The organism is Leisingera sp. S132, from assembly GCF_025144465.1.
Lineage (GTDB): Bacteria > Pseudomonadota > Alphaproteobacteria > Rhodobacterales > Rhodobacteraceae > Leisingera.
Window position 1 is genome coordinate 3315996 of record NZ_CP083553.1, and the last position, 23577, is coordinate 3339572.

26 protein-coding genes are annotated in these 23577 nt (G+C 62.7%); 22 read left to right on the top strand and 4 right to left on the bottom strand.

The window, feature by feature from the left end; all coding sequences use genetic code 11:
• Positions 1 to 123 precede the first annotated feature (123 nt).
• From ffh to rimM, 9 genes are all read left to right on the top strand, one after another.
• Entirely contained in the window at positions 124 to 1644 is a 1521-nt protein-coding gene (ffh, locus tag K3725_RS16360; protein ID WP_260016334.1) for a signal recognition particle protein, read from the top strand.
• Between the two features lie 8 nt (positions 1645 to 1652).
• Complete coding sequence (locus tag K3725_RS16365) at positions 1653 to 2165, top strand: GNAT family N-acetyltransferase (protein ID WP_260016335.1); 513 nt, start codon at positions 1653 to 1655, stop codon at positions 2163 to 2165.
• The gene (locus K3725_RS16370) at positions 2165 to 2716 is read left to right on the top strand and encodes a GNAT family N-acetyltransferase (protein WP_260016336.1); all 552 of its coding nucleotides are present in this window, start codon (positions 2165 to 2167) and stop codon (positions 2714 to 2716) included. The genes K3725_RS16365 and K3725_RS16370 overlap by 1 nt, the downstream gene beginning before the upstream one ends.
• A gap of 95 nt (positions 2717 to 2811) precedes the next feature.
• Positions 2812 to 3429, top strand: coding sequence for a GNAT family N-acetyltransferase (locus tag K3725_RS16375; protein WP_260016337.1), 618 nt, complete (start codon positions 2812 to 2814; stop codon positions 3427 to 3429).
• A gap of 61 nt (positions 3430 to 3490) precedes the next feature.
• Positions 3491 to 4093 carry a GNAT family N-acetyltransferase gene (locus tag K3725_RS16380; RefSeq protein WP_260016338.1) on the top strand — a complete coding sequence of 201 codons (603 nt, stop codon included), beginning with the start codon at positions 3491 to 3493 and terminating at the stop codon, positions 4091 to 4093.
• Between the two features lie 114 nt (positions 4094 to 4207).
• Positions 4208 to 4516 (top strand): chorismate mutase, encoded by a 309-nt coding sequence (locus K3725_RS16385; RefSeq protein ID WP_260016339.1) that lies wholly within the window; start codon positions 4208 to 4210, stop codon positions 4514 to 4516.
• A 61-nt stretch (positions 4517 to 4577) separates the two neighbouring features.
• A complete protein-coding gene (gene rpsP, locus K3725_RS16390; protein WP_019296654.1) occupies positions 4578 to 4946 on the top strand; it encodes a 30S ribosomal protein S16 in 369 nt (122 codons plus the stop codon).
• Between the two features lie 58 nt (positions 4947 to 5004).
• Positions 5005 to 5589: a 5,6-dimethylbenzimidazole synthase gene (gene bluB, locus K3725_RS16395; RefSeq protein WP_260018625.1), complete on the top strand. Its 585-nt coding sequence runs from the start codon at positions 5005 to 5007 to the stop codon at positions 5587 to 5589.
• 153 nt (positions 5590 to 5742) lie between these two features.
• Positions 5743 to 6246: a ribosome maturation factor RimM gene (rimM, locus tag K3725_RS16400; protein WP_260016340.1), complete on the top strand. Its 504-nt coding sequence runs from the start codon at positions 5743 to 5745 to the stop codon at positions 6244 to 6246.
• A gap of 9 nt (positions 6247 to 6255) precedes the next feature.
• Here rimM and K3725_RS16405 read toward each other — a convergent pair whose 3' ends face one another.
• The gene (locus K3725_RS16405) at positions 6256 to 7296 is read right to left on the bottom strand and encodes an aminoglycoside phosphotransferase family protein (RefSeq protein WP_260016341.1); all 1041 of its coding nucleotides are present in this window, start codon (positions 7294 to 7296) and stop codon (positions 6256 to 6258) included.
• A gap of 56 nt (positions 7297 to 7352) precedes the next feature.
• Here K3725_RS16405 and trmD point away from each other — a divergent pair, with 56 nt between their 5' ends.
• Together trmD and K3725_RS16415 are read left to right on the top strand one after the other, a co-directional pair.
• Complete coding sequence (trmD, locus tag K3725_RS16410) at positions 7353 to 8159, top strand: tRNA (guanosine(37)-N1)-methyltransferase TrmD (protein ID WP_260016342.1); 807 nt, start codon at positions 7353 to 7355, stop codon at positions 8157 to 8159.
• A gap of 106 nt (positions 8160 to 8265) precedes the next feature.
• Positions 8266 to 8601 (top strand): YegP family protein, encoded by a 336-nt coding sequence (locus K3725_RS16415; protein ID WP_260016343.1) that lies wholly within the window; start codon positions 8266 to 8268, stop codon positions 8599 to 8601.
• Between the two features lie 87 nt (positions 8602 to 8688).
• On the opposite strand, the gene K3725_RS16420 is transcribed toward K3725_RS16415, so the two are convergent.
• On the bottom strand, positions 8689 to 10767 hold the full coding sequence (locus tag K3725_RS16420; protein WP_260016344.1) for a hypothetical protein: 2079 nt from the start codon (positions 10765 to 10767) through the stop codon (positions 8689 to 8691).
• A gap of 393 nt (positions 10768 to 11160) precedes the next feature.
• Here K3725_RS16420 and rplS point away from each other — a divergent pair, with 393 nt between their 5' ends.
• The 4 genes from rplS to K3725_RS16440 all read left to right on the top strand — a co-directional run bounded on the left by rplS (position 11161) and on the right by K3725_RS16440 (position 14870).
• Positions 11161 to 11535: a 50S ribosomal protein L19 gene (gene rplS, locus K3725_RS16425; RefSeq protein ID WP_019296661.1), complete on the top strand. Its 375-nt coding sequence runs from the start codon at positions 11161 to 11163 to the stop codon at positions 11533 to 11535.
• A gap of 11 nt (positions 11536 to 11546) precedes the next feature.
• Complete coding sequence (gene rpmE / locus K3725_RS16430) at positions 11547 to 11768, top strand: 50S ribosomal protein L31 (protein ID WP_058286449.1); 222 nt, start codon at positions 11547 to 11549, stop codon at positions 11766 to 11768.
• A gap of 114 nt (positions 11769 to 11882) precedes the next feature.
• Positions 11883 to 13949, top strand: a complete 2067-nt coding sequence (locus K3725_RS16435) for a DEAD/DEAH box helicase (RefSeq protein WP_260016345.1) — start codon at positions 11883 to 11885, stop codon at positions 13947 to 13949.
• A 111-nt stretch (positions 13950 to 14060) separates the two neighbouring features.
• Positions 14061 to 14870, top strand: a complete 810-nt coding sequence (locus K3725_RS16440) for a division plane positioning ATPase MipZ (RefSeq protein WP_260016346.1) — start codon at positions 14061 to 14063, stop codon at positions 14868 to 14870.
• An 18-nt stretch (positions 14871 to 14888) separates the two neighbouring features.
• Here the strand turns inward: K3725_RS16440 and K3725_RS16445 are convergent, their stop codons facing one another.
• Both K3725_RS16445 and K3725_RS16450 read right to left on the bottom strand, forming a co-directional pair.
• Positions 14889 to 16121 (bottom strand): adenylate/guanylate cyclase domain-containing protein, encoded by a 1233-nt coding sequence (locus K3725_RS16445; RefSeq protein WP_260016347.1) that lies wholly within the window; start codon positions 16119 to 16121, stop codon positions 14889 to 14891.
• A 51-nt stretch (positions 16122 to 16172) separates the two neighbouring features.
• Entirely contained in the window at positions 16173 to 16613 is a 441-nt protein-coding gene (locus tag K3725_RS16450; RefSeq protein WP_260016348.1) for a MarR family winged helix-turn-helix transcriptional regulator, read from the bottom strand.
• Positions 16614 to 16684: 71 nt separating this feature from the next.
• On the opposite strand from K3725_RS16450, the gene hmgA reads away from it, so the two are divergent.
• The 7 genes from hmgA (at position 16685) to maiA (ending at position 23565) form a co-directional block, all read left to right on the top strand.
• Entirely contained in the window at positions 16685 to 18040 is a 1356-nt protein-coding gene (gene hmgA / locus K3725_RS16455; RefSeq protein WP_260016349.1) for a homogentisate 1,2-dioxygenase, read from the top strand.
• A gap of 106 nt (positions 18041 to 18146) precedes the next feature.
• A complete protein-coding gene (gene fahA / locus K3725_RS16460; protein WP_260016350.1) occupies positions 18147 to 19403 on the top strand; it encodes a fumarylacetoacetase in 1257 nt (418 codons plus the stop codon).
• 11 nt (positions 19404 to 19414) lie between these two features.
• Positions 19415 to 20365: an MBL fold metallo-hydrolase gene (locus K3725_RS16465; protein WP_260016351.1), complete on the top strand. Its 951-nt coding sequence runs from the start codon at positions 19415 to 19417 to the stop codon at positions 20363 to 20365.
• Positions 20366 to 20503: 138 nt separating this feature from the next.
• Positions 20504 to 22114, top strand: coding sequence for an FAD-dependent oxidoreductase (locus K3725_RS16470; protein ID WP_260016352.1), 1611 nt, complete (start codon positions 20504 to 20506; stop codon positions 22112 to 22114).
• Positions 22115 to 22119: 5 nt separating this feature from the next.
• Entirely contained in the window at positions 22120 to 22335 is a 216-nt protein-coding gene (locus tag K3725_RS16475) for a DUF2783 domain-containing protein (RefSeq protein ID WP_260016353.1), read from the top strand.
• Entirely contained in the window at positions 22332 to 22874 is a 543-nt protein-coding gene (locus K3725_RS16480) for a VOC family protein (protein WP_039186847.1), read from the top strand. Before K3725_RS16475 ends, K3725_RS16480 begins: the two co-directional genes overlap by 4 nt.
• Positions 22875 to 22932: 58 nt before the next feature.
• On the top strand, positions 22933 to 23565 hold the full coding sequence (gene maiA / locus K3725_RS16485; RefSeq protein ID WP_260016354.1) for a maleylacetoacetate isomerase: 633 nt from the start codon (positions 22933 to 22935) through the stop codon (positions 23563 to 23565).
• Positions 23566 to 23577 lie beyond the last annotated feature (12 nt).

Here is a 23577-nt window from a genome sequence, read left to right on the forward strand (position 1 = left end):
TGCCCGTGCCAGGGATCGCCCCCCACCAGCGTTGTACGCCCGTGGGGGCATTTGCGCATGGTTCGCTTGTCCCCTACATACGGGGGCGCCACACATTGAAACCGGCATCAGGAGGCCGCAGGCATGTTTGAAAATCTATCCGAACGCCTTTCCGGCGTCTTTGACCGGCTGACCAAACAGGGCGCCCTCAGCGAAGAGGACGTCAAATCCGCCCTGCGCGAAGTCCGTGTGGCGCTGCTGGAAGCCGACGTCTCGCTGCCGGTTGCCCGCGATTTCGTCAAGCGGGTCCAGGAACAGGCCACCGGCCAGGCGGTCACCAAATCGGTGACCCCGGGCCAGCAGGTGGTGAAAATCGTGCACGACGCGCTGGTCGACGTGCTGCGCGGCGACGAGGACCCCGGCAAGCTCAAGGTCGACAACCCGCCTGCCCCGGTCCTGATGGTCGGTCTGCAGGGCTCCGGTAAGACCACCACCACCGGCAAGCTGGCGAAACGGCTGAAGGAGAAAGAGGGCAAGAAGGTCCTGATGGCCTCTCTCGACGTCTACCGCCCGGCGGCGATGGACCAGCTGGCGGTGCTCGGTGTCCAGATCGGCGTCGACACCCTGCCCATCGTGCCGGGCCAGAAACCCGTCGACATCGCCAAGCGCGCCAAGCAGCAGGCGACCCTGGGCGGCTATGACGTCTACATGCTCGATACCGCCGGCCGCCTGCACATCGACGAGACTCTGATGCAGGAGGTCGAGGACGTCCGCAACGTGGTGTCCCCGCGCGAGACCCTGCTGGTCGTTGATGGCCTGACCGGCCAGGTCGCCGTCGAGGTGGCCGAGGAATTCGACGCCAAGATCGGCATCAGCGGCGTGGTGCTCACCCGGATGGACGGCGACGGCCGTGGCGGCGCCGCCCTGTCGATGCGCGCTGTCACCGGCAAGCCGATCCGCTTTGTCGGCCTGGGCGAGAAGATGGACGCGCTGGAGACCTTCGAGGCGGACCGGATCGCCGGCCGCATTCTCGGCATGGGCGACATCGTGGCGCTGGTCGAGAAGGCCCAGGAAACCATCGAGGCCGAACAGGCCGAGAAGATGATGAAGCGCATGATGAAGGGTCAGTTCAACATGAACGACCTGCGCATGCAGCTGGAACAGATGCTGCAGATGGGCGGCATGGAGGGCATGATGCAGATGATGCCCGGCATGGGCAAAATGGCCAAGCAGGTGCAGGATGCCGGCATGGACGACAAGGTGCTGAAGCGCCAGATCGCCATGATCCAGTCGATGACCAAGAAAGAGCGCGCCAACCCCGCCCTGCTGCAGGCCAGCCGCAAGAAACGCATCGCGGCCGGTTCCGGCATGGAAGTGTCTGACCTCAACAAGCTTCTGAAGATGCACCGGCAGATGGCCGACGTGATGAAGAAGATGGGCAAGATGGGCAAAGGCAAGATGCTGAAACAGGCCATGAAGGGCATGTTCGGCAAGGGCGGCATGCCGGACATGGGCGGCATGGACCCCAGCCAGATGGACCCCAAGGCACTGGAAGCGGCAGCCAAGGCGATGGGCGGCAAAGGCGGCCTGCCCGGCGGCCTTCCGGGCCTCGGCGGAGGCATGGGCCTGCCCGCAGGCCTCAGCGGATTTGGCAAGAAGAAGTGATCTGACCCGTGACCTCCATCCCCACCCTTCAAACCGAGCGCCTGACGCTGCGCGCCCCCAAGCTTGAGGATTTCGAGCATTGGGCCGGCTTCTTTGCGTCAGAACGCGCCCGCTACGAACGCGGGATCCTGCCGCGCGGCGAAGCGTGGAAGGTCTGGGCCGGGGATGTCGCACTTTGGACCCTGCGCGGTTACGGCCCCTTCGGACTGGAAGTCCGCGAAACCGGCGCATACGCAGGCGAAGTGGGCATCTATCAGCCCGATGGCTACCCGGGTCCCGAACTGGGCTGGTTTGTGATCCCCGAAGCCGAAGGCAAAGGTTATGCGGCCGAAGCAGCCCGCGCGGTGATGGCCTGGGCCCGCCGCGCGTTCGGATGGGATAGCCTGATCAATATCATTGACCCCGGCAACACCCGTTCCATCGCCCTGGGCCAGCGCCTGGGCGGGGTGATTGACCCGGATGCCAAGGGCGAAAGCCCCGGTGATGTTGTGATCGTGCATGACCTGCGGGAATTTTCCTGATGCAGCTCCCCGCCATCCCTCAGCTTGAAACCGAACGCCTGGTCCTGCGCGGACCGGAGGCGGCGGATTTCGGGCCGGTGGCAGCGTTCTTCGCGGACGAAGCACGCTCCTGGGGGTTCGGCGGGCCGCTCGACCGCAACGAGGCCTGGCGCTGGTTCACCATGTCGGTGGGCCACTGGGCGATGCGGGGCTTCGGTTTCTGGACCATCACCTGCAAGGACAGCGGCGAGGCGCTTGGCATCACCGGCATTTGGCAGCCCGAAGGCTGGCCGGAACCGGAACTGGGCTGGGTCGCGTTTCCGGCAGGCGAAGGCCGCGGCGTCATGGCCGAGGCCGCCCTGGCCACCCGCACCCATGCTTATGATGTGATGGGCCTGCCCGCGCTGTGCTCCAACATCTTCCCGGGCAACATCCGCTCGGTGGCGCTCGCCGAACGGCTGGGCGCGGTGTTCGAAGCTGAATTCGACAACCCCAAGCACGGGCGTGAGCTGGTCTACCGCCACCCTGCACCAGAGACGCCTTGCGACGGCGGAATGGAGGCTAACGCATGACCTCCCGCCAGTTCACCGCCCCCCTGCGTACCGCGGCTTGCGCCGCGCCCGGCTTAACGGAAAATTACGCAGTCTCCACGATACTCCTTCACCGGATGGGTGAAATTGACGCCGGGCGGCCTGCTGCCCGGGCAATGGGGTATGACATGAAAGACGCGCAACGGCGGTATCCGAGGCTGGTTTCCAAGCGGCTGATGCTGATTTCTCCGGCGGACCCGGAGTTTGACGCCCAGGCCGCCTTCCTGGCTCCGGACGCGCCGCGTTTCATCAATGTTGCGGAGGAGGCCGATTCGCTGTGGTGGTCGATTGCCACCATCATCGGCCACTGGCACCTGCACGGCTACGGCCTGTTTGCCGTGGTGGAGCGCAGCACCGGCAGCACCGTCGGCCTGGTCGGCCCCTGGTTCCCCAAGGGATGGCCGGAACCGGAACTGTCCTGGCACCTGATGGAAACCGGCGAGGGCAAGGGCTATGCCAGCGAAGCCGTCCAATGCGTGCTGGACTGGCTGTTCAACGCGGCCGGCTGGAACACCATCGTCTCCTACGTGCCGGAGGAAAACACCGCGTCCATCGCACTGGCCCGCCGCGCCGGCGCCAAGCCGGAACGGCTGGTTTCCTTCCCGCTGCAGCCCGCGCCCGGCCTGCGCTGCTGGCGCCACCTGCCCCCGGGCCGCAGCACCGGCCCGCAGCCTGCACGGGGGCTTCTGCACTGATGCGCCCCGCTGCAGTCATATCCCGGCGCCGCCGCGCCCTTCCGCAGGAAGGAGCGCGCTGATGCCGTTTGACATTCCGGTGATCGAAACCCGCCGCCTGGAGCTGCGCGGCCCCGAAGCGCAGGATTACCCTGACTTCAAGGCCACCTTCAGCTCCTACCGCTCGCGGTTCATGGGCGGGCCTCTCAATCCGTACGAGGCCTGGATGCTCTATGCCGCCGAGATCGGCCACTGGCAGGTGCGCGGCTTCGGCATGTGGATGATCCACGACAAGGCCAGCGGCGAGACCTACGGCATGGCCGGCGGCTGGCAGCCCGCAGGCTGGCCCGAGCGCGAGATTGCCTGGATCATCTGGCCCGGAGCGGCCGGCAAGGGCTACGCGCTGGAGGCCGCCCATGCCGCCCGCCGCCACTTTTATTCGGAACTGGGCTGGGACACGGCGGTCAGCTATATCGACCCCAAGAATCTCGACTCGATCCGGCTCGCGGAACGGCTCGGCGCTGCCAAGGACCATGGTGCCGCCACCATCGACGGCAACGACGCCGTCTACCGCCACCCCGCGCCGGACGCCCTGAAGGACAGCCAGATTGCGCATGGCATCGACATGGAAATCAGCCATTACGCCGATCCGCTCTTCAAGCCGGAGGGCTGGGCCATTGACTGATGCGCGCGCGATTTCCCTCATGCTGCGCTGCGGCGGTGCACAGGTGGTGCACAGCCGGTGCATGCCTGGCACCCCTTCGATGACACCCCGCCCTGCTGCATTGCGGAGAACCCGATGACAACAGATACCCAAGATCCCGTTGCCCGCGCAGCCCAGCTGCTGAAGGGCCACCGCGAAAGCATCGACCGTCTGGATGCGATCCTCGTCTACACTCTGGGCGAGCGGTTCAAGCACACCCAGGCGGTGGGCCGGCTCAAAGCCGAACACGACCTTCCCCCGTCCGATCCCACCCGCGAAGCGGCGCAGATCGCACGGCTCGAAGACCTGGCGGATCAGGCCGATCTGGACCCTGAATTCGCCAAGGCATTCTTGAACTTCATCATCGATGAAGTCATCCGCCACCACAAGAAACACCAAGAATAACAACGAACAACAGGAACAACCGGGGCATACCCCGGACAACGCCATCAAAGGAGATGTACCCATGGCAATGAAAATCCGTTTGGCCCGCGGCGGCTCCAAAAAACGCCCCTTCTACCGCATCGTGGCTGCTGACAGCCGCATGCCGCGCGACGGCCGCTTCATCGAGAAGCTGGGCACCTACAACCCGCTGCTGCCGAAAGACTCGGAAGACCGCGTGAAAATGGACCTGGAGCGCGTGCAGCACTGGCTGGACCAGGGCGCGCAGCCGACCGACCGTATCGCCCGCATGCTGGAAGCCGCAGGCGTCCGCGCCAAGGCCGAGCGCAGCAACCCGAAAAAAGGCACCCCGGGCAAGAAAGCCCAGGAGCGCGCAGAAGAGAAAGCTGCAAAGGCTGCTGAAGCCGCCGAAGCAGCTGCAGACGCGGAATAATTCCGTGGAGCTGCGGGGCGCTTTTCCCGAAGAGTTCCGCAGCCAGCTTGATCTGCTGATGCGGCTCCGGCGCGACGTTCGCCGGTTCCGCAGCGATCCGGTGGAGGAGGCAGTGCTGATGCGCTGCCTCTCTGCCATTCAGCTCGCCCCATCCGTGGGTTTGAGCGAACCCTGGCGCATCCTGCGGGTGGAGAGCGATACCGCCCGCGCCGCTGCGCTGAAGAATTTCGAAGCCGCCAATGCCCAGGCGCTGACCGGGTACTCCGGTAAAAAGGCGGAACGCTATGCGGAACTGAAACTGTCCGGCATGCGTGAAGCTCCGGTGCAGCTGGCGGTCTACTGCGACGACGAGACCGCACAGGGCCACGGCCTGGGTGCTGCCACCATGCCGGAGATGCGCCGCTATTCGGTGGTTACTGCCATCACCCTGTTCTGGCTGGCGCTGCGCGCCGAAGGGCTGGGGCTGGGCTGGGTTTCGGTGCTGGACCCCCAGCAGCTGAACCGCGACCTGAACGCGCCTGAGGGCTGGCAGCTGATCGGCTATTTCTGCATCGGTTACCCGGAACGGCTGTCGGACACGCCGGAACTGGAAGAAACCGGCTGGGAAAGCCGGATGGCGGATCTGCCGCTCGAAACCCGCTGAGACCGCCAATGGGACGGTTGATAAGGCTTGTGTTTTTTGTTGCAGTGGCCTTTACCGCGGGCATCTTCTTTGAACGCAACCACCAAGTGGAACTCTGCGAACAATCCGGCGGCCAATGGCTGCGCGCGGGGTTCTGTGCAAAGGACTGACACCATGAGCGATCTGATCTGCGTAGGCGCCATTTCCGGATCCTTCGGGGTGCGCGGCGAGGTGCGGCTCAAGAGCTTCTGCGCCATCCCCGAGGAGATCGAGGACTATTCGCCGCTCAGCAATGAGGACGGCACCAGGACCTACTCCCTGACCATTACCCGCCCGATCAAGAATGGCTTTGCCGCGCTGCTGGAAGGTGTGGAGACCAAAGAAGACGCCGACGCCATCAAGGGCCTGCGCCTGTTTGCCCGCCGCGATCAGCTGCCGCAGCTGCCGGATGATGAATTCTACCACGCCGACCTGATCGGGCTGCAGGTTTATGACACTGGCGGCGTCCTGCTGGGCACCGTGAAGTCGGTGCAAAACCACGGTGCCGCCGACCTGCTGGAAATCCACGGCCCCGGCCTTAGGGCAACTGTGCTGCTGCCTTTCACCCTGGACGCGGTGCCAACCGTGGATCTGACCCAGGGCCGCATCATCGCCGACCCGCCCGAAGGGCTGTTCTGAGACCGCAGGTCAGCCAGCCTCATCTGCCAGCAGGGCATCAAGTATCTGAACCGACCAAGCAGCGACCATCTGGGTCTTCACACGCTCCTCAGGCGGTTTGGCCCCAAGGCTGAGCCAGAGCCGGAACAAACGCCAGGCAAAAAAGAAACGGAAAACCGGATCTCCTGTCAGCCCGGCGCCATAACCCTCTTCAAAGGCCTCCCAATCCGCTTGAGCCACCAGCCCGAACCCGCGGCGGCCGTCTTCTGCAGCCAAGTGCTCCGGGCAGTTTGCCAGCCAGATGTCGGCAAGATCGCGCTGCGGGAAGACGGCCTTGTGGTTCAGGAAGTCAATGAACGCAACCTCCTGATCCGACAGGATAACATTGCGCAAGTGCAAGTCGCCATGCGCCACTGCACTGCGGAACTCCTGCCCGCGCGCGCGCCTAGCTGACCGGTGCAAATGTGCGCACAGCCCCAAAAACTTATTGGGTTTAGGCAGTTGAAGCTGCCCCTCGCGCACCGCCTCCGCACGGTCTGAAACCGACTTCAAAAAAGGTTTCGGCCAGAACTGCTTCTGCCCTGCGTCGGACACCCTGTGCAATTCGGCCACTGCAGCTCCAATGCGGCGCAGAACATCAGCCCTGGCACCAAAGCCGTAGTCGGTCAGAGCCAGTGCCCGGTAGGCTGTTTCCCCGGGGACAAATTCCATCAGCACAAAAGGATGTTCCAGATCCTGCCACAAAATTTCCGGAACCGACACACCAGGAACGGATTTCAGCTGCCGGGCAGCTTGCCCGTGACGCTCCAGATCCCTTACCCGCCGCAATGGGTTATCTGACTGGAAATCGGCCCTCAGCACAAACCGCTGGCCTGCAGCTATCGCGACTTCAAACACGCAGCGGCGGTGCTCCTGGCGCCGGTTGGACTGCAGCCTGCGGAACTTCGCGCCAGCTTCGGGCAGCCCGGCGGCCGCTGCCGCCTGAGGCCAGAGCGCCTGCGTGCGGGCCTGCACTTCGTCCAAGGCGGCAAGGCTGTCTCCGGGAACCGCTGGCGGCCATTCTGAATTCATTCAAACACCCAAGCTTTGTATTGCGTGAAAATCTGACTGAACTAAACAGCATCATTATGACAGCACCAAGCAAATCCCATGGCCGCAAGGCAATCCGCCCGACCCTGAAGCCGCGTGAGCTGATGACTCCGACGCCGGATCTGGCCGGCGTGTGGAAGGCCAAGATCATCACGCTGTTTCCGGATGCGTTTCCCGGCGTGCTGGGCGAAAGCCTGACAGGCAAGGCGCTGCAGGAGGGGCTTTGGCAGCTGGAGACCACCGATCTGCGCGCGTTTGGCATCGGCAAGCACCGCAACGTGGACGACACGCCCGCCGGCGGCGGTGCGGGCATGGTGCTGCGCGCTGATGTGCTGGGCGAGGCGATCGAACACACGATGGCGGACACCCGCGGCAACTGGCCCCTAGTCTACCTGACCCCGCGCGGACGGCCGATGAACCAGCAGATGATGCACAATTTCGCCCAATGCGACGGCATCACCCTGCTCTGCGGGCGGTTCGAGGGCGTCGATGAACGGGTGCTGGAGCACTACGGCATCCAGGAGGTCTCGCTGGGGGATTTTGTGATGACCGGCGGCGAGCTGGCCGCGCAGGCACTGATCGACGCCACCGTGCGGCTGATCCCGGGGGTGCTGGGCAATCACGCCTCAACCGAAGAGGAGAGCTTCTCCTCCGGTCTCTTGGAGCACCCACAATACACCCGCCCTGCCGAGTGGAAGGGCCGGGAAATCCCGGAAGTGCTGATGTCCGGCCATCACGGCAAGATCGCCGAGTGGCGGCACGGGATCAGCGAAGAAATCACCAAGGCCCGCCGCCCGGACCTTTGGGAGGCCTATGTCCGCGCAAGGGACCGCGGCAAGCCCTAGCGCAAGTGATGCATCAGCTTGGCTTTTCCCCGAGGCAGGCCGTTGCCGCAATGTCAAACCCGTGTTTTACTCCTCCTGCATAAGTTAAATGACAGGAGACAGCAGGGTGGCTGGGAAATTTGAACTCTACACCGACAACGCAGGCGAATACCGCTTCCGCCTGAAGGCAGGCAACGGCGAGAACATTCTGGCCAGCGAAGGCTACAAGCAGAAGGCCAGCGCCGAGAACGGCATTGCGTCGGTCAAGAAGAACGCCGGCGATGATGCGCGCTATGAGCGCAAGGAAACCTCAGCCGGCAAGCACATGTTCAACCTCAAGGCCACCAACGGCCAGGTGATCGGCACGTCGCAAAGCTATGCCAGCGCCTCTGGCCGGGATGGCGGTATCGAGTCGGTCAAGAAAAACGCGCCGGATGCAGCCATCGACGATCAGACGGCCTGATCCTCACCGGACCTTCCACCGCAAGGGCCAGGCTGTCTGAACAGGCTGGCCCTTCTGGTTTCCCGCGCCTGATGGCAGATGCGGATATCAAGCAGGGATTTTGCTGTTTTTCATGACAGTCAGATCCGTTCCTTTCTTGAAAGTCACGTCACCTGAACTCTGATCGCGCTCGGTCTCCCAGCCCAGGTCAGTGTTTTTAAGCCTGTCGTCGGGGAAATGCGTTTTGAGTTTCCAATCGCCGTTGTTCGATGACCGCGTCAGCACCACGCGGTAGTGCGGTATCATCTTAACGCCGTCGCCGCCGGCCTTTTCAACCATCTTCACGTTCAAGGCCTTGAACGTCTGATCCAGCGTCTTTGTGCCCTTCTCAAACTCGCTCAGCGCGGCTTTGATGTCTTCCAGATCCACCGCATCCCCGTCACGCTTGAACCCATACCCCCAGCCCGGTGCCGAAGCCGGTTTGCCCAGTTTAAGCGTAAGGTCCTTGAACTCCTGCGTCACATTCCCGGCGCTGGCTTCATTGCCAAAGGTCCAATGCGTGAAATCCTTGAACTTGGATGCGATCTGCATCGCCCGGTCAAAGGCTTCCTTTTCCAGTACCGGCGTCGCCCACATTGACGTGTTGCCGCCGCTGAATTGCTTCCGGCTGAAGACGTTCTTCACCTCTTCCAGCGTCTTGTCCTTGCTGGCGATGACCCGTTTTCCGCCTTCCTCGGTATAGGTAATTTCGACCTTGTTCCATTCTTCCGTGACCTTAGCAGTACCCGCCACGTTCCCTGGCTGATCCGGCGTCACCCCCTTCTTGGAAGAGGCCCGCATCGCCTGCCGCTCCATACCGGTCTGTGCGCCGTGGCGGCCGGTGCCATGACCTTCGCCACCCTTTTCCTTCTGCAGCCGCTCTTCCTGCCACTGCTGCGCTTCGGCCTGCTTGCCGATCAGCGCCTCGATCTGGCTGCGGGCCTGATCCACCGGCACGCTGTCCAGCATTTCATCCAATGCCGTGATGCGGGACTTGATGTTGCTCAAAGCGGTGACAAAGGCCTTCTCCTTCTCCAGCTTCTCGGCTTTCATCTCCTCAACATTCTTCAGCAACTGCCCGCGGGACTGCTCAAGCACCTGTTTAGCCTTCTCCAGCCGTTCGGCACTGGCGTCGACCTGCTGCTGCTTTTTGCTGATGTCCTTGGGTTTGGTCAGCCCTGAAAGGGTCTCCTGCAAGTCTTTCAGCACCCCGGCTTCGCGGGTCACGACTGTTTCCAGCTTGCCCAGCCTCTCGGTTTCCTCCTTGATCCGGCTGGCCAGCCTCTTGGCCGCCTTGCCGCTGTCCGACTGCGCGAACTCCTTGCTGCGCTTTTCTGCGTCCTGTTCATCCGATGCCAGCGCCGCCTTCACATAACCGACCATTTCCTTGTCGAGCACTTCCAGCCGGGCATAGGCCTGCTTCCATTCGCCCTTCTCGAAATGCTCAGCCACGGCCCCGAAATGCTGACGCAGCGCCCTGCGCTCATCGTCCATGATCTTGCCCTTGACCTTGTCGAACCGGGCAGTCGTGGCCTTGAGCCGGGTCTTGGCGTTGGTTTCTTCCTTGGAGGCCTCCTTGCCGCCGCCGATCAGCTTGATCAGCTCCTCCATCCGGGTGTTGAGAGCGGTCAGGGTTTTCGCAGCTTTTGCCTGATCGGTGTCTTTCTGCTCCTCAATCTGCCCGAACAGGATGCGCAACTCCTTGCGCTCATCATCGGTGATCCTGCCCTTGATCTTGTCAAAACGGCTTTCCACCGCCTGCAGACGTTTCAGGAAACGCTTGTCCGGATCTTCCTCGCCGCCCGCATCCAGGTCCACGGCCACAAGCTCGTAGCCGAACTGGGTGCCTTTCATCAGCGGCTTCAGCTTCTTTTCAGGCATCTTGCCCTTCACCAGGCTGAGCCTCAGCGTGCCGTCCTTGACGGAACACTGCCCCACCGCCCGCTGCTTGGCTTTGGACTTCAGCTCCTTCAGCAGGGACGGTGCCGCCTCGCCGACAATCAGAATAGACTGGGCTGCGCCGTTCAGTGTGACCTCATCATAGAAGTAGAAATCGCCCGGTGTGGCATCCAGCCTTTTGAGCTCCTTCTTCAATTCCCCCTTGTAGGACTGTTCGCTGTTGAAAATGTCCATCTTTTTGAATGGCATGCTGTCTCCCCTCCCTGGTGAGGCGCGCCGGCCAGCTGCATATGCTGACGCTGCGTAAATAAATGCAGTTGAACGGTAACCGCAGATCCGCAGCCAATCAAAAGGAAATCAATGCCTGCAATCCGGGCGCAGCCGCAGAATTCCCTTGAAACATTGGCGCAGCAGGCCTAAAAGCCGCTCGTCTGGTGCCGGGAATCGGCCCCGGGCCGCTGACTGTTGGATCAGCCCCGGAAATCTTCTTCGGTTTCCTTCAGGATCCAGCCCGCCAGCAGCAAGGAACAGACGGCGTGATCTCTGGCGGGCTGCCTTTGGCGGGACCCGGTGAAGACCAGGAGCTCTCATGACGGCACAAACCTCTGCGGAATGAACCGCAGGCAATTTAGGAGAGTTGCGATGGACCTGATCGCACAGCTGGAGGCGGAACAGATCGCCGCCCTGGGGAAAGAGATCCCCGACTTCAAAGCCGGTGACACCATCCGTGTCGGCTACAAGGTGACCGAAGGCTCGCGTTCGCGCGTGCAGATGTACGAAGGCGTTTGCATCAGCCGCAAGAACGGCTCGGGCATTGCCGGTTCGTTCACCGTCCGCAAGATTTCGTTCGGCGAAGGCGTGGAGCGTGTGTTCCCGCTGTTCTCGACCAACATCGACTCGATCGAAGTGGTGCGCCGCGGCCGCGTCCGCCGCGCCAAGCTGTACTACCTGCGCGCCCGCCGCGGTAAGTCGGCCCGTATCGCAGAAGATGCGAACTACAAGCCCAAGAAAGCCTGAGGAGCGGTATCATGAAAAAAGACACCCATCCCGATTACCACTTCATCGACGTCAAAATGACCGACGGCACCATCCTCAAGATGCGCTCCACCTGGGGCTCCGAGGGTGATCAGCTGGCCTTGGACATCGACCCGACCGTGCACCCGGCCTGGACCGGCGGCACCTCGCGCCTGCTGGACGCCGGCGGCCGCGTGTCCAAGTTCAAAAAGAAATACGAAGGCCTGGGCTTCTAAGCCGCCTGCCGTATTTTGCAGAACTCCCGAAGGCTGCCCCGGACGGGCAGCCTTCTTTCTTTTTCTTCTGACGCTGGGGCCGGATGCGCGCCCCGCGGGAAAGACAGCCCCCTCGTGAAACAAGCCCTGGCCAACGCACTGCAAGAGCGCGGATATGAAACCCTGACCCAAGTGCAGGAGGCTGTGACTCAGCCCGACGTGGAAGGGCGCGACCTGCTGGTGTCTGCACAGACCGGATCGGGCAAGACCGTCGGTTTTGGCCTGGCTTTGGCTCAGGATCTGCTGGGTGAGGATGAGGCGTTCGGCGAGGCCGCGGCGCCGCTGGCGCTGGTGATTGCCCCGACCCGCGAACTGGCGCTGCAGGTGAAACACGAGCTGGGCTGGCTCTACCGCGAGGCAGGCGCACGGATTGCTTCCTGCGTCGGCGGCATGGACATGCGCGACGAGCGCCGGACGCTGGAACGCGGCGCCCATATCGTGGCGGCCACTCCGGGCCGTCTGCGCGACCACATCGCGCGCGGCTCCATCGACCTCAGCCAGGTGCGCGGCGTGGTGCTGGACGAGGCCGACGAGATGCTGGACCTTGGCTTCCGCGAGGATCTTGAGTTTATCCTGGGCGAGGCGCCCGAAGACCGCCGCACCCTGCTGTTCTCCGCCACCGTGCCGCCGGCAATTGCCAGCCTGGCCGAGACCTTTCAGCGCGATGCGATGCGGATCAAGACCGCGGGCGAGACCAAACAGCACGCGGATATCGAGTACCGCCTGATGAACGTGGCGCAGGCGGACGCGGAAAACGCCATCATCAACGTGTTGCGCTACTATGAGGCGCCCAGCTCCATCGTCTTTGCCAATACCCGTGCCGCTGTGAACCGTCTGGCAGCGCGGCTGTCCAACCGCGGTTTGCCGGTGGTGACCCTGTCGGGTGAGCTGTCCCAGACCGAGCGCAGCCACGCGCTGCAGGCGATGCGCGACGGGCGCGCACGGGTCTGCGTGGCCACTGATGTGGCGGCGCGCGGCATTGACCTGCCGGGGCTGGAACTGGTGGTCCATGCTGAGCTGCCCTCGAACCATGAAACTCTGCTGCACCGCTCCGGCCGGACCGGACGGGCGGGCCGCAAGGGCGTCAGCGCCCTGATTGCGCCGCCCAAGGCACGTTCCAAGGCGCTGCGCCTGCTGAAATGGGCCAAACTGACCGCCGAGCATTGTGAAGCCCCGTCTGCCGATGACGTGCTGGCCCGCGACGAAGAGCGCATGCTGGCCGATCCGGTCTGGCAGGAGCCGGTTGCCGAAAACGAACAGGCAGGCGTTCAGACCCTGCTGGACGCGTTTACGCCCGAACAGATCGCCGCAACCTATCTGCGGCTGTTCCGCAGCCGCCACTCGGCGCCAGAAGACCTGCGCCCGGCGGACACGCCGGAGCCGCGCAAGGAGCGTAAGGAACGCAAGGCCTTTGGCCCCTCTGTCTGGTTCTCGCTGTCCGGCGGCCGCGAGGCCGGTGCCGATCCGCGCAAGGTGCTGCCGATGCTGTGCAAGGCCGGCAATATCGACCGCGACGCAATCGGCGCGATCCGGGTGCAGGACAACGAAACCTTTGCCGAAATCAGCGAAGGCGCCGTTGAAGGCTTCCTGAAGGCGCTGGACGGCAAGACAGAGCTGGAGCCGGGCGCCGTGCTGACGCAGCTGGCAGCGGCGCCCGAATTGGCCCCCGCGCCGCGCCGCGGCCCCGGCGGGCCGAAGGGCGGCTTCAAAGGCGACCGCAAGCCCAAACCGCACCGCGGCAAGGACGACGGTCCGAAGCCCTACCGCGCCAAAGAAGAAAGCCCCAGGCCTTACCGCGCCAAGTCCGAGCGCTCCGAGGACAGCCGTCCGCCGCGTAAGGAATGGAAAGAGAAGCCGGCCCGGGAAGAGCGCCGCGAGCCGCGCAGCGACGCCCGCCCCAGCAAGCCCAAACCGGCTGTGACTGCCAAGCCCAAAGGCGCATCGGATCCGTCCAAACGCATGACCCGGCCCGGCGCGCCCGCGGCCAAACCGTTCAAGGCGAAAGGCCCCAAACCGCCGGTCGGCAAGCCCAACAGCAAGAAGAACAAGGCCCGCGCTTCGGCAACTCTGCCCGCAAAAGGCGGCAAGGGCGGCGATGCCCGCCCCAAGCGCAAGCCGGCGGGTCCTGCAAAACACAGGTGATACACTAAGTTTACCAGACTGTCCGCGCGGCTTTTCTTGGCGGAATCCAGAGCCTATACAGGGTCCCAAAGCAAAAGACGTGCAACAAAGCACGAGCGAAGGGACCTGTATATGGCGCATATCATTGTCGTCGGCAACGAGAAGGGCGGCGCGGGCAAATCGACCGTTTCCATGCATGTCGCAACCACTCTGGCCCGGCTGGGCCACAAGGTAGCGGCACTGGATTTGGATCTGCGGCAGCGCTCGATGGGGCGGTATCTGGAGAACCGCAAGGAGTTTTGCGCCAAATCCGGCCTCGACTTGCCGATGGTGGAAATCCACGAGCTGCCGGAGATTGATCCGGCCAGCCTGCAGCCGGGCGAAAACATCTATGACCACCGCCTGTCGGCGGCGGTTTCGGCGCTGGAGCCGGGCCATGATTTCATCCTGATCGACTGCCCAGGCTCGCACACGCGCCTCAGCCAGGTGGCGCATTCGCTGGCCGATACGCTGATCACGCCGCTGAATGACAGTTTTGTCGATTTCGACCTGCTGGCACATGTGGACCAGAAGGGCGAAAGCATCACCGGGCCGTCGGTTTACTCCGAAATGGTCTGGAACGCCCGCCAGCTGCGCGCACAGGCCGGGCTGAAACCGATCGACTGGATCGTGATCCGCAACCGGGTTGGCACCCAGCGCATGGTCAACAAGGAAAAGATGGAGCGCGCCATCAAGATGCTGTCCAAGCGGATCGGCTTCCGCATCGCGCCGGGCTTTTCCGAGCGGGTTATTTTCCGCGAATTGTTCCCGCGTGGGCTGACGCTCCTGGATCTCAAGGACATTGGCGTCAAGCAGCTGAACATCTCCAACATCGCCGCCCGGCAAGAGCTGCGCGACATGATGAAAGAGGTGAACCTGCCGGGGGTCGAGATCAGCATCTGACCCCGGCTGCCAGGCCGCCTAGCCGTCGCAGCCGCAGTTGCCGCGGTTAATCGTGTAAAGCTCCATCGGCTCTGCCACGCCGCGCAGCATGTAGCGGCCCAGGGAAACCAGGTCATGATTGGTGCCCCGGGCTGCGGTTTTCACATCTTCGGACATGATGATATTCTGGCCGACAGAGCGGTGCATGCCGGCAATCCGGGCGGTCTGGTTCACGGCCTGGCCGATCACGGTGAAATCCAGCCGGTTCTCCGCCCCGATATTACCATAGAGAATATCGCCCGCATGCAGTGCCAGAGTGAAACCAGCAGTCGGCAGGCCCTGTTCCTCACGTTCTGTGTTGTAGGCGCGCACCTTGCCGCAGAGTTCATTAGCTGCAGCCAGCGCTGCGTGGGCGTCTTCCTCGATGCTGCCAAGGTTGAACATGGTCAGCATGCCATCCCCCATGAACTTGAGGATATTTCCCCCATGCACCTGAATGGATTCTACCGCGAGGCCGAAATAACCGTTCAGCATTTCAATCAGCTCAGTCCCGGGCAGCTTCTCGGACAGCTCGGTGAACCCCTTGAGGTCGAACAGGCAGATCACCGCACTTATTTCACGGGACGAGCCGCGCTGAATTTCCCCGGACAGAACCCGGCGGCCCGCATCGCGGCCTAGATAGACTTGCAGCAGATCGCTGGCCATCTGCCGGTTCGACGAGGACTTCAGGGCGAGGCCCAGATGCGGCAGCGTAGTGCGGATCAGGTCCAGCTCGCGGCTGGAAAACCCGCCCGGGCGGTCCGAGGACCAGGACACAAGCATGCCCTCGCTGGGATCTCGCGGATCGTTGAGTTCGCCGCACGGCGGCGCGAAACGCAGACCCTTGGCAAAATAGTCAGTTGCCCCGCGTTCACGGAGTTCCGGCAGCAAGGGGAACTGTTCCGGCGCACCATCCTCCAAACGCTCACGGAACTCTTCCAGATTATGTTCCAGAATGTGAAAGAACGGGCTGCGCAGCCATTCCTCGCGCGGGGACTCGCGGTATTCGTAATGTTCGTGGCTGATGCCATCAGCGCGGGTCCAGTTGAAGCCGATGCCGCCGAACTTGGGGTGAAACGCCCGCTGCGCCAGATGGAACCGCCACAGCGGCACCCCCGCATCAACCAGACGCTGGCAATACCCCTGCAAAAGATCCTGCTGCGGCGCCCCGTGCAGGCCCTGCTCCATCAGCCAGGCAATCAGCGGCCCTGAATTGACATCAATCTGTATCATCTCTTCACTTTCAATCCCGCTGCCTTACTTGGGGGCTGGGCCCTGCAATGTCTATGGTTCAATCCCTGCTAAATTGCGCAGCATATACCGCAAAATTGCAACCTCGCCTTTAGTGAAGCGGGCACAGATCCTTGTGTCGAACTCCAGCGCGTGCTCGCGCAGATCCCTATAGGCCGCTTCGCCGGCCGGGGTCAGTGCCAGATGTTCGGCCCGGCGGTCGTTTTCATCGCGGGTCCGGGTCACGAAGCGTTTCTCCGCCAGCTTGGCCACCGCGCGGCTGATCTTGGTCTTGTGGATCTTGGCGCGGCTGCCGATCTCCTTGGCGGTCATCTGGCCGTAGTTGCCCAGGTGGAACAGCACCCGCCACTCGGTCCGCAGCATCCCGTAGCGGTTCTTGTAGTGTTTCTGGAACCCCAGCGAGCTTTCCTCGGCGGCGCGATTCAGCAGGTAGGGCAGGAAATCCTGCAAAGCGAAATCATCTTTTTCGTTCATTTTCGTCCCCTCTCCCTTGTTAGTTACAAAAACAACTAATATCCCGCAAGCAGCAAGAGGAGAAACGCGCGATGAATCGGCCAGCCGATCCACATGAAATGATCCAGGCCCCCTCTCTTCAGGGGCCGCACGAGGGCTATATGCCCGGCTTTGCAAACGACTTTGAAACCGAGGCGCTGCCCGGCGCGCTGCCGCAAGGCATGAACAGCCCGCAAAAGTGCAACTATGGCCTTTACGGCGAACAGCTGAGCGGCACCGCCTTTACCGCCGATGTGCCGGAGCGGACCTGGTGCTACCGCATCCGCCCGTCGGTCAAGCATTCGCACCGCTATGAAAAGATTGACCTGCCGCATTGGAAGTCGGCGCCTTGCGTTGATCCGAACGTGATCTCGCTGGGCCAATACCGCTGGGATCCGGTGCCGCATTTGGATGAAGGTCTCACCTGGCTCACCGGCATGCGCACCATGACCACCGCGGGCGACGTGAACACTCAGGTCGGCATGGCGAGCCATATCTATCTGGTCACCGAATCGATGGAGGACAGCTACTTCTTCTCCGCCGATTCCGAACTGCTGGTGGTGCCGCAGGAAGGCCGGCTGCGCTTTGCCACTGAACTGGGCATCATCGACCTGGCACCGCAGGAAATCGCCATCATCCCGCGCGGGCTGGTCTACCGTGTTGAGGTGCTGGAAGGCCCCTGCCGCGGCTTTGTCTGCGAGAACTACGGCCAGAAGTTCGACCTGCCGGGCCGCGGGCCGATTGGTGCCAACTGCATGGCCAACCCGCGCGACTTCAAGGCGCCGGTGGCGGCGTTCGAGGACCGCGAGGTGCCCTCCACCGTGACCATCAAATGGTGCGGCCAGTTCCATGAGACCAAAATCGGCCACTCGCCGCTGGACGTGGTCGCCTGGCACGGAAACTACGCGCCTTACAAATATGACCTGACCACCTATTGCCCGGTCGGCGCGATCCTGTTCGACCACCCGGACCCGTCGATCTTTACCGTGCTGACCGCGCCGTCCGGCGTGCCGGGCACCGCCAACATCGACTTTGTGCTGTTCCGCGAACGCTGGATGGTGGCTGAGAACACCTTCCGCCCGCCGTGGTACCACAAGAACATCATGTCGGAGCTGATGGGTAATATTTACGGCCAGTACGATGCCAAACCGCAAGGCTTTGTGCCGGGCGGCATGTCCTTGCACAACATGATGCTGCCGCACGGGCCGGACAAGAACGCCTTTGAGGGCGCCTCGAACTCCAACCTTGGCCCCGAGAAGCTGGACAACACCATGTCCTTCATGTTCGAGACCCGCTTCCCGCAGCATCTGACGGCCTTTGCAGCCAAGGACGCGCCGCTGCAGGATGACTACATCGACTGCTGGAGCGACATCGAAAAGAAATTCGACGGCACGCCCGGCCTTAAATGAAACGGTGAGGGGGCGCTGCCCCCTCTGGGCCGGTCCGGCCCATTCACCCCCGGAGTATTTCCGGCAAAGATGAAAAGGATCTTCGGATCCGGAAACTGGAGACACGATGCCTCTGCTGAAATCCTGGGTGGCCTCGGCCAATGATGCGAACCACCCGTTCCCGCTGAACAACCTGCCTTATGGCGTATTTTCCGTTGAAGGCGATGATCCGCGCTGCGGTGTGGCCATCGGCGACATGATCCTGGACATGCAGGCCGCCGAAGAGGCCGGTCTGGTCCAGCTGGCCGATGCGCCGCTGTTCGACGTGCCCTATTGGAACGACCTGATGGAGGAAGGCCCGGCCGTCTGGGCCGCGCTGCGCGACCGTCTGACTGCGCTGCTGTCCGAAGGTGCCGCCGAGCAGGAGAAGCTGGAACCGCTGCTGGTGCCCGCGGCGGATGCCGAACTGCACATGCCCTTTGCGGTCAGCGAATACACCGATTTCTACGCAGGCAAGAACCACGCCTTCAACGTCGGCACCATGTTCCGCGGCCCTGAAAACGCGCTGCCGCCGAACTGGCTGCATATCCCGATCGGCTATAACGGGCGTGCGTCCTCGGTCGTGATTTCCGGCACCGATGTGCGCCGCCCCTGGGGCCAGCTGAAAGGCCCGAATGACGATAAGCCGCGGTGGGCGCCCTGCGCCCGCTTCGACATCGAGTTGGAAATGGGCGCCATTGTCGGCACCCCTTCCGATGGCCCGATTACCGTGCAGGAAGCGGATGACAACATCTTTGGCTACGTACTGCTGAACGACTGGTCCGCACGCGACATCCAGGCCTGGGAATACCAGCCGCTCGGCCCGTTCCAGGCCAAGGCCACTGCAAACACAATCTCCCCCTGGATCGTGACCAAGCCGGCGCTGGAGCCGTTCCGCTGCGATACGCCGGAACGCGAGGTGGAGCTGCTGGACCACCTGAAAGACTGCGGCCCGATGCTTTATGACATCGACCTCGAAGTGACCCTGGCGCCGGAAGGCAAGGATGCGACCACCATCGCGCGGACCAACTACAAGGAGATGTACTATTCCGCCGCGCAGCAGCTGGCGCATCACACCACTTCGGGCTGCCCGATGAACGCAGGCGACCTTCTGGGCTCAGGCACCATCTCCGGCCCCGTCAAGGAAAGCCGCGGATCGCTGCTGGAACTGAGCTGGGGCGGCAAAGAGCCGCTGACGCTGGACACCGGCGAGGAGCGCTCCTTTATCGCCGATGGTGACACGCTGACACTGAAAGGCGCGGCCAAGGGCGATGGCTACACAATCGGTTTCGGCGATTGCACCGGCACCGTCCTGCCCGCGCTTGAAAACCCCTACGCAAGATAAGGAAGACCACCATGGCCAAGGCTTTTGCGTCCCAAGGGGACATGACAGAGAAAAAGATCACCTTTGATGAGATCGGCGAAGGTCTTTATGCCTTCACGGCCGAGGGCGACCCGAATTCCGGTGTGATCATCGGTGATGACAGCGTAATGATCGTAGAGGCGCAGGCCACCCCGCGGCTGGCGAACAAGGTGATCGAATGCGTGCGCTCTGTCACCGACAAGCCGATCACCCATGTGGTGCTGACGCATTATCACGCTGTGCGGGTTCTGGGTGCCAGCGCGTTCGGCGCGCAGCAAGTGATCATGTCCAACGCCGCATACAACATGGTGCTGGAACGCGGGCAGGAAGACTGGGACAGCGAATTTCAGCGGTTCCCGCGGCTGTTTGAAGGCCACGAAAGCATCCCGGGCCTGACCTATCCCACCACAACGTTCACCGATCAGATGACTGTCTTCCTCGGCAACCGCCGGGTCGACATAAAACAGATCGGCCGCGCCCACACCGCGGGCGATGCGGTGATCCATGTGCCGGATCAGAACGTGATGTTCACCGGCGACATCGTCGAATACCACTCAGCCTGCTACTGCGGCGACGGGCATTTTGCCGATTGGGGCCAGACGCTCGACAACATCAAAGCCTATGACGTGGATGCGATTGCACCGGGCCGCGGCGATGCGCTGGTGGGCAAGGAGATGGTCAACGCCGCCATCGAAAACACCCGTGACTTCGTCGAGAGCACCTACCGCCCGGTTCAGCGCATCGCTGCACGCGGCGGTTCGCTGAAAGAAGCCTGGGATGCTGTGCGCGCGGAATGCGATCCGAAGTTTGCGGATTACGCAATCTACGAGCATTGCCTGCCCTTCAACGTCGCCCGCGCCTATGACGAGGCGCGCGGCATTGCGCATCCCCGTATCTGGACCGCCCAGCGCGATCTGGAGATGTGGGAAGCCCTGCAGGGCTGATTTTGCACCCGGGGCGGTTTGATCCAGATCGTGTCGCCCCGGAAGAACCTGTGAGACGCTAAACCATCCTCCCGGCACCCCTTGCCGGGAAACGGTGAAGCTGTGCCTGCGGGCACCCGGAATTTGGGAGGAGACCTGATGAACAAGATCTTTGAAGTCCCGTTGTACCCCTACGCGCGCCACGCGGATCAGGATGCCGCGGCACCTGTGCGCCGCAAAGTAGTGGTGATCGGGGCAGGCCCTATCGGCCTGGCTGCCGCCATCGACCTGGCGCAAGCCGGTACCGAAGTGGTGGTGCTGGATGACAACGACAAGGTGAGCTTCGGCTCCCGGGCGATCTGCTTTGCCAAGCGCCCCTTGGAAATCCTCGATCGGCTGGGCTGCGGCCAGCCGATGGTGGACAAGGGCGTGCAGTGGAACGTCGGCAAAGTGTTCTTTGACGACCGTCAGGTCTATGACTTCAACCTGCTGCCGGAAGAAGGCCACAAGCGCCCCGCTTTCATTAATCTGCAGCAGTATTATTTCGAGGAATACCTGGTGAACCGGGTCCGCGAGCTGCAGGAGCAGGGCGCGCCGATCGAAATCCGCGGCCGCAACAAGGTCTCGGCCATCGGCACCCATCCCGGCCATGTAACGCTGGAAGTCGACACGCCCGAAGGCCCCTACAATCTGGAGGCTGATTGGCTGATCGCCTGCGACGGCGCAGGCTCCCCCACCCGGCAGATGCTGGGACTGGATTTTGTCGGCCGGGTTTTCGAGGACAACTTCCTGATTGCAGATGTGATCATGGAGGCGGATTTCCCGACGGAACGCTGGTTCTGGTTTGATCCGCCCTTCAACAAGGGCCAGTCGGCCCTGCTGCACAAGCAGCCGGATGGTGTCTGGCGCATTGATCTGCAGCTGGGCTGGGACATCGACAAGGAGCGCGAGAAGCGCCCCGAGAACGTGATCCCGCGGCTGCAGGCCATGCTGGGCGAAGACGTGAAGTTCGAGCTGGAGTGGGTCTCGATCTACACCTTCCAGTGTCGCCGGATGGAACAGTTCCGCCATGGCCGGGTGCTGTTTGCAGGCGATGCCGCGCATCAGGTCTCGCCGTTCGGCGCCCGCGGTGCCAACTCCGGACTGCAGGACACTGACAACCTGTGCTGGAAGTTGCAGTTGGTACTAGACGGCAAGGCGCCGGAAAGCCTGCTGGACAGCTATGACATCGAGCGCATCCATGGCGCCGACGAGAACATCCTGAACTCTTCGCGCTCGACCGATTTCATCACGCCCAAGTCGGAGATGAGCCGGGTGCTGCGCGATGCGGTTCTGGACCTGTCCGAACAGTATGAATTCGCACGGCCCTTGGTGAACTCCGGCCGTTTGTCGGTGCCGTGCACCTATGACGGCTCACCGCTGAATTCGGCGGACGCGCTGGACGGGCCAGAGCGCACCCGGCCCGGATCGCCCTGCCCCGACGTGCCGCTGGGCGACGGTTTTCTGCTGGACAAGCTTGGCAACAAATTTGTGCTGCTGACCATCGATGCCGATGCCCCCGAGGTGATCGAAGAAGCAGGCGTAGAGGTGACCCGGCTGGCGCTGTCCATCAAGGACGACAAGACACTGGCTCTGAAGGACCGCTACCTGGGCAAGCATGAGAGCGGTGTCTACCTGATCCGACCGGACCAGCATGTCGCCGCCCGCCGTCCCAGCTATGACGATAACCAGTTCCGGCACGCGATCCGCCGGGCCATCGGCAAGGAGTGATCAAGATGACCGAAGACCAACTGATCCTGGCCGCCAACCTTGAGCGCGCCGACGATTTCTATGCCGATCTGCTGGCCGCACATGAGGACCTGAGCAAGGCGGAAAGCGACGCGCTGAACGCGCGCCTGGTGCTGGTGCTGGCCAACCACATTGGAAAACGCGCGATCCTGAAACAGGCGCTGGCGGCTGCCGCGCGCAAAACCGGGGAGGACTCCGCTTGAAAATCGAACAGATCCACCACGTCGCCTACCGTTGCAAAGACGCCAAGCAGACGGTGGAGTGGTACAACAAGATGCTGAACATGGACTTTGTCCTGGCGATTGCCGAAGACCATGTTCCCTCCACCCACGAACCCGATCCCTACATGCATATCTTCATGGATGCAGGCAACGGCAACGTGCTGGCCTTCTTTGAGCTGCCGACCAAGCCGGAAATGGACCGCGATCGCAACACGCCGGTCTGGGTGCAGCACATTGCCTTCAAGGTGAAGGACCGCGAAACCCTGATCCAGTTCAAGGACCATCTGGAGGCCAACGGCGTTGAGGTGCTGGGTGTTACCGACCACTCGATCTTCCACTCGATCTACTTCTTCGATCCGAACGGCCACCGGGTCGAGCTGGCCTGCCCCGACCCGGAAGAAGAGGCGCTGCTGCAAAAGCTCGACTCGGTAAAATGGGAAATGCTGGAGGAATGGTCCAAGACCAAGAAGGCGCCCAAACATGCCGAATGGCTGCACGCCAAGGAATTGAACAAGGCCTGATAGTTTCAGGCCGCCAAGGCAGCCCTGAGGGCAGCCTTTTCAGCATGGGAGACCGCCGATGGGCAGCACCATCCTTTATGATTACTGGCGCTCATCGGCCAGCTACCGGCTGCGCATCGCGCTGAACCTTGCCGGGATCGACTACACCTCGGTCCCGGTCGATCTGGTCAAGGGCGAACACAAGAGCCCGGAGCATCTGGCCCGCAATCCGCAAGGATTTGTGCCTGTGCTGGAGATCGACGGGCTGCGCCTGACCCAGTCTTTGGCAATCCTCGATTACCTGGACGAAACCCGGGGTCTCGGCTTGCTGCCCAGTGATCCCGGTCAGCGTGCAAAAACACGGGCGCTGGCGCATTCCGTCGCGGTTGACGTGCATCCGGTCTGCAACCTGCAAGTCGCCAAACACGCCACCGCGCTCAGCGGTGGCGCGTCGGATATGCCCAAGGCCTGGATGCAGCATTTCATCCGCCCCGGCCTGCAGGCGTTTGAAAGGCTGCTGGAAGGCTTCAGCCAGACCCCCTATTGCACCGGAGACACCCCGGGCCTGGCCGACATCTGCCTGATGCCGCAGCTTTACAACGCCCGCCGCTGGGAAGCGGACTTCTCAGACCTGCCAAGGGTCTCAGCAGTGGAGGCTGCCTGCGCTGCCCACCCTGCCTTTGCCGCCGCCTTCCCTGAACAGCCAGGCTGACCGCACAGGTCA

Excerpts from the sequence above, each read along its gene's own strand:
- ffh (WP_260016334.1), top strand. The coding sequence starts at position 124 with ATGTTTGAAAATCTATCCGAACGCCTTTCCGGCGTCTTTGACCGGCTG.
- K3725_RS16370 (WP_260016336.1), top strand. The coding sequence starts at position 2,165 with ATGCAGCTCCCCGCCATCCCTCAGCTTGAAACCGAACGCCTGGTCCTG.
- K3725_RS16375 (WP_260016337.1), top strand. The coding sequence starts at position 2,812 with ATGGGTGAAATTGACGCCGGGCGGCCTGCTGCCCGGGCAATGGGGTAT.
- K3725_RS16380 (WP_260016338.1), top strand. The coding sequence starts at position 3,491 with ATGCCGTTTGACATTCCGGTGATCGAAACCCGCCGCCTGGAGCTGCGC.
- K3725_RS16385 (WP_260016339.1), top strand. The coding sequence starts at position 4,208 with ATGACAACAGATACCCAAGATCCCGTTGCCCGCGCAGCCCAGCTGCTG.
- rpsP (WP_019296654.1), top strand. The coding sequence starts at position 4,578 with ATGGCAATGAAAATCCGTTTGGCCCGCGGCGGCTCCAAAAAACGCCCC.
- bluB (WP_260018625.1), top strand. The coding sequence starts at position 5,005 with ATGCGGCTCCGGCGCGACGTTCGCCGGTTCCGCAGCGATCCGGTGGAG.
- rimM (WP_260016340.1), top strand. The coding sequence starts at position 5,743 with ATGAGCGATCTGATCTGCGTAGGCGCCATTTCCGGATCCTTCGGGGTG.
- K3725_RS16405 (WP_260016341.1), bottom strand. The coding sequence starts at position 7,296 with ATGAATTCAGAATGGCCGCCAGCGGTTCCCGGAGACAGCCTTGCCGCC.
- trmD (WP_260016342.1), top strand. The coding sequence starts at position 7,353 with ATGACAGCACCAAGCAAATCCCATGGCCGCAAGGCAATCCGCCCGACC.
- K3725_RS16420 (WP_260016344.1), bottom strand. The coding sequence starts at position 10,767 with ATGCCATTCAAAAAGATGGACATTTTCAACAGCGAACAGTCCTACAAG.
- rplS (WP_019296661.1), top strand. The coding sequence starts at position 11,161 with ATGGACCTGATCGCACAGCTGGAGGCGGAACAGATCGCCGCCCTGGGG.
- rpmE (WP_058286449.1), top strand. The coding sequence starts at position 11,547 with ATGAAAAAAGACACCCATCCCGATTACCACTTCATCGACGTCAAAATG.
- K3725_RS16440 (WP_260016346.1), top strand. The coding sequence starts at position 14,061 with ATGGCGCATATCATTGTCGTCGGCAACGAGAAGGGCGGCGCGGGCAAA.
- K3725_RS16445 (WP_260016347.1), bottom strand. The coding sequence starts at position 16,121 with ATGATACAGATTGATGTCAATTCAGGGCCGCTGATTGCCTGGCTGATG.
- K3725_RS16450 (WP_260016348.1), bottom strand. The coding sequence starts at position 16,613 with ATGAACGAAAAAGATGATTTCGCTTTGCAGGATTTCCTGCCCTACCTG.
- hmgA (WP_260016349.1), top strand. The coding sequence starts at position 16,685 with ATGAATCGGCCAGCCGATCCACATGAAATGATCCAGGCCCCCTCTCTT.
- fahA (WP_260016350.1), top strand. The coding sequence starts at position 18,147 with ATGCCTCTGCTGAAATCCTGGGTGGCCTCGGCCAATGATGCGAACCAC.
- K3725_RS16465 (WP_260016351.1), top strand. The coding sequence starts at position 19,415 with ATGGCCAAGGCTTTTGCGTCCCAAGGGGACATGACAGAGAAAAAGATC.
- K3725_RS16470 (WP_260016352.1), top strand. The coding sequence starts at position 20,504 with ATGAACAAGATCTTTGAAGTCCCGTTGTACCCCTACGCGCGCCACGCG.
- K3725_RS16475 (WP_260016353.1), top strand. The coding sequence starts at position 22,120 with ATGACCGAAGACCAACTGATCCTGGCCGCCAACCTTGAGCGCGCCGAC.
- maiA (WP_260016354.1), top strand. The coding sequence starts at position 22,933 with ATGGGCAGCACCATCCTTTATGATTACTGGCGCTCATCGGCCAGCTAC.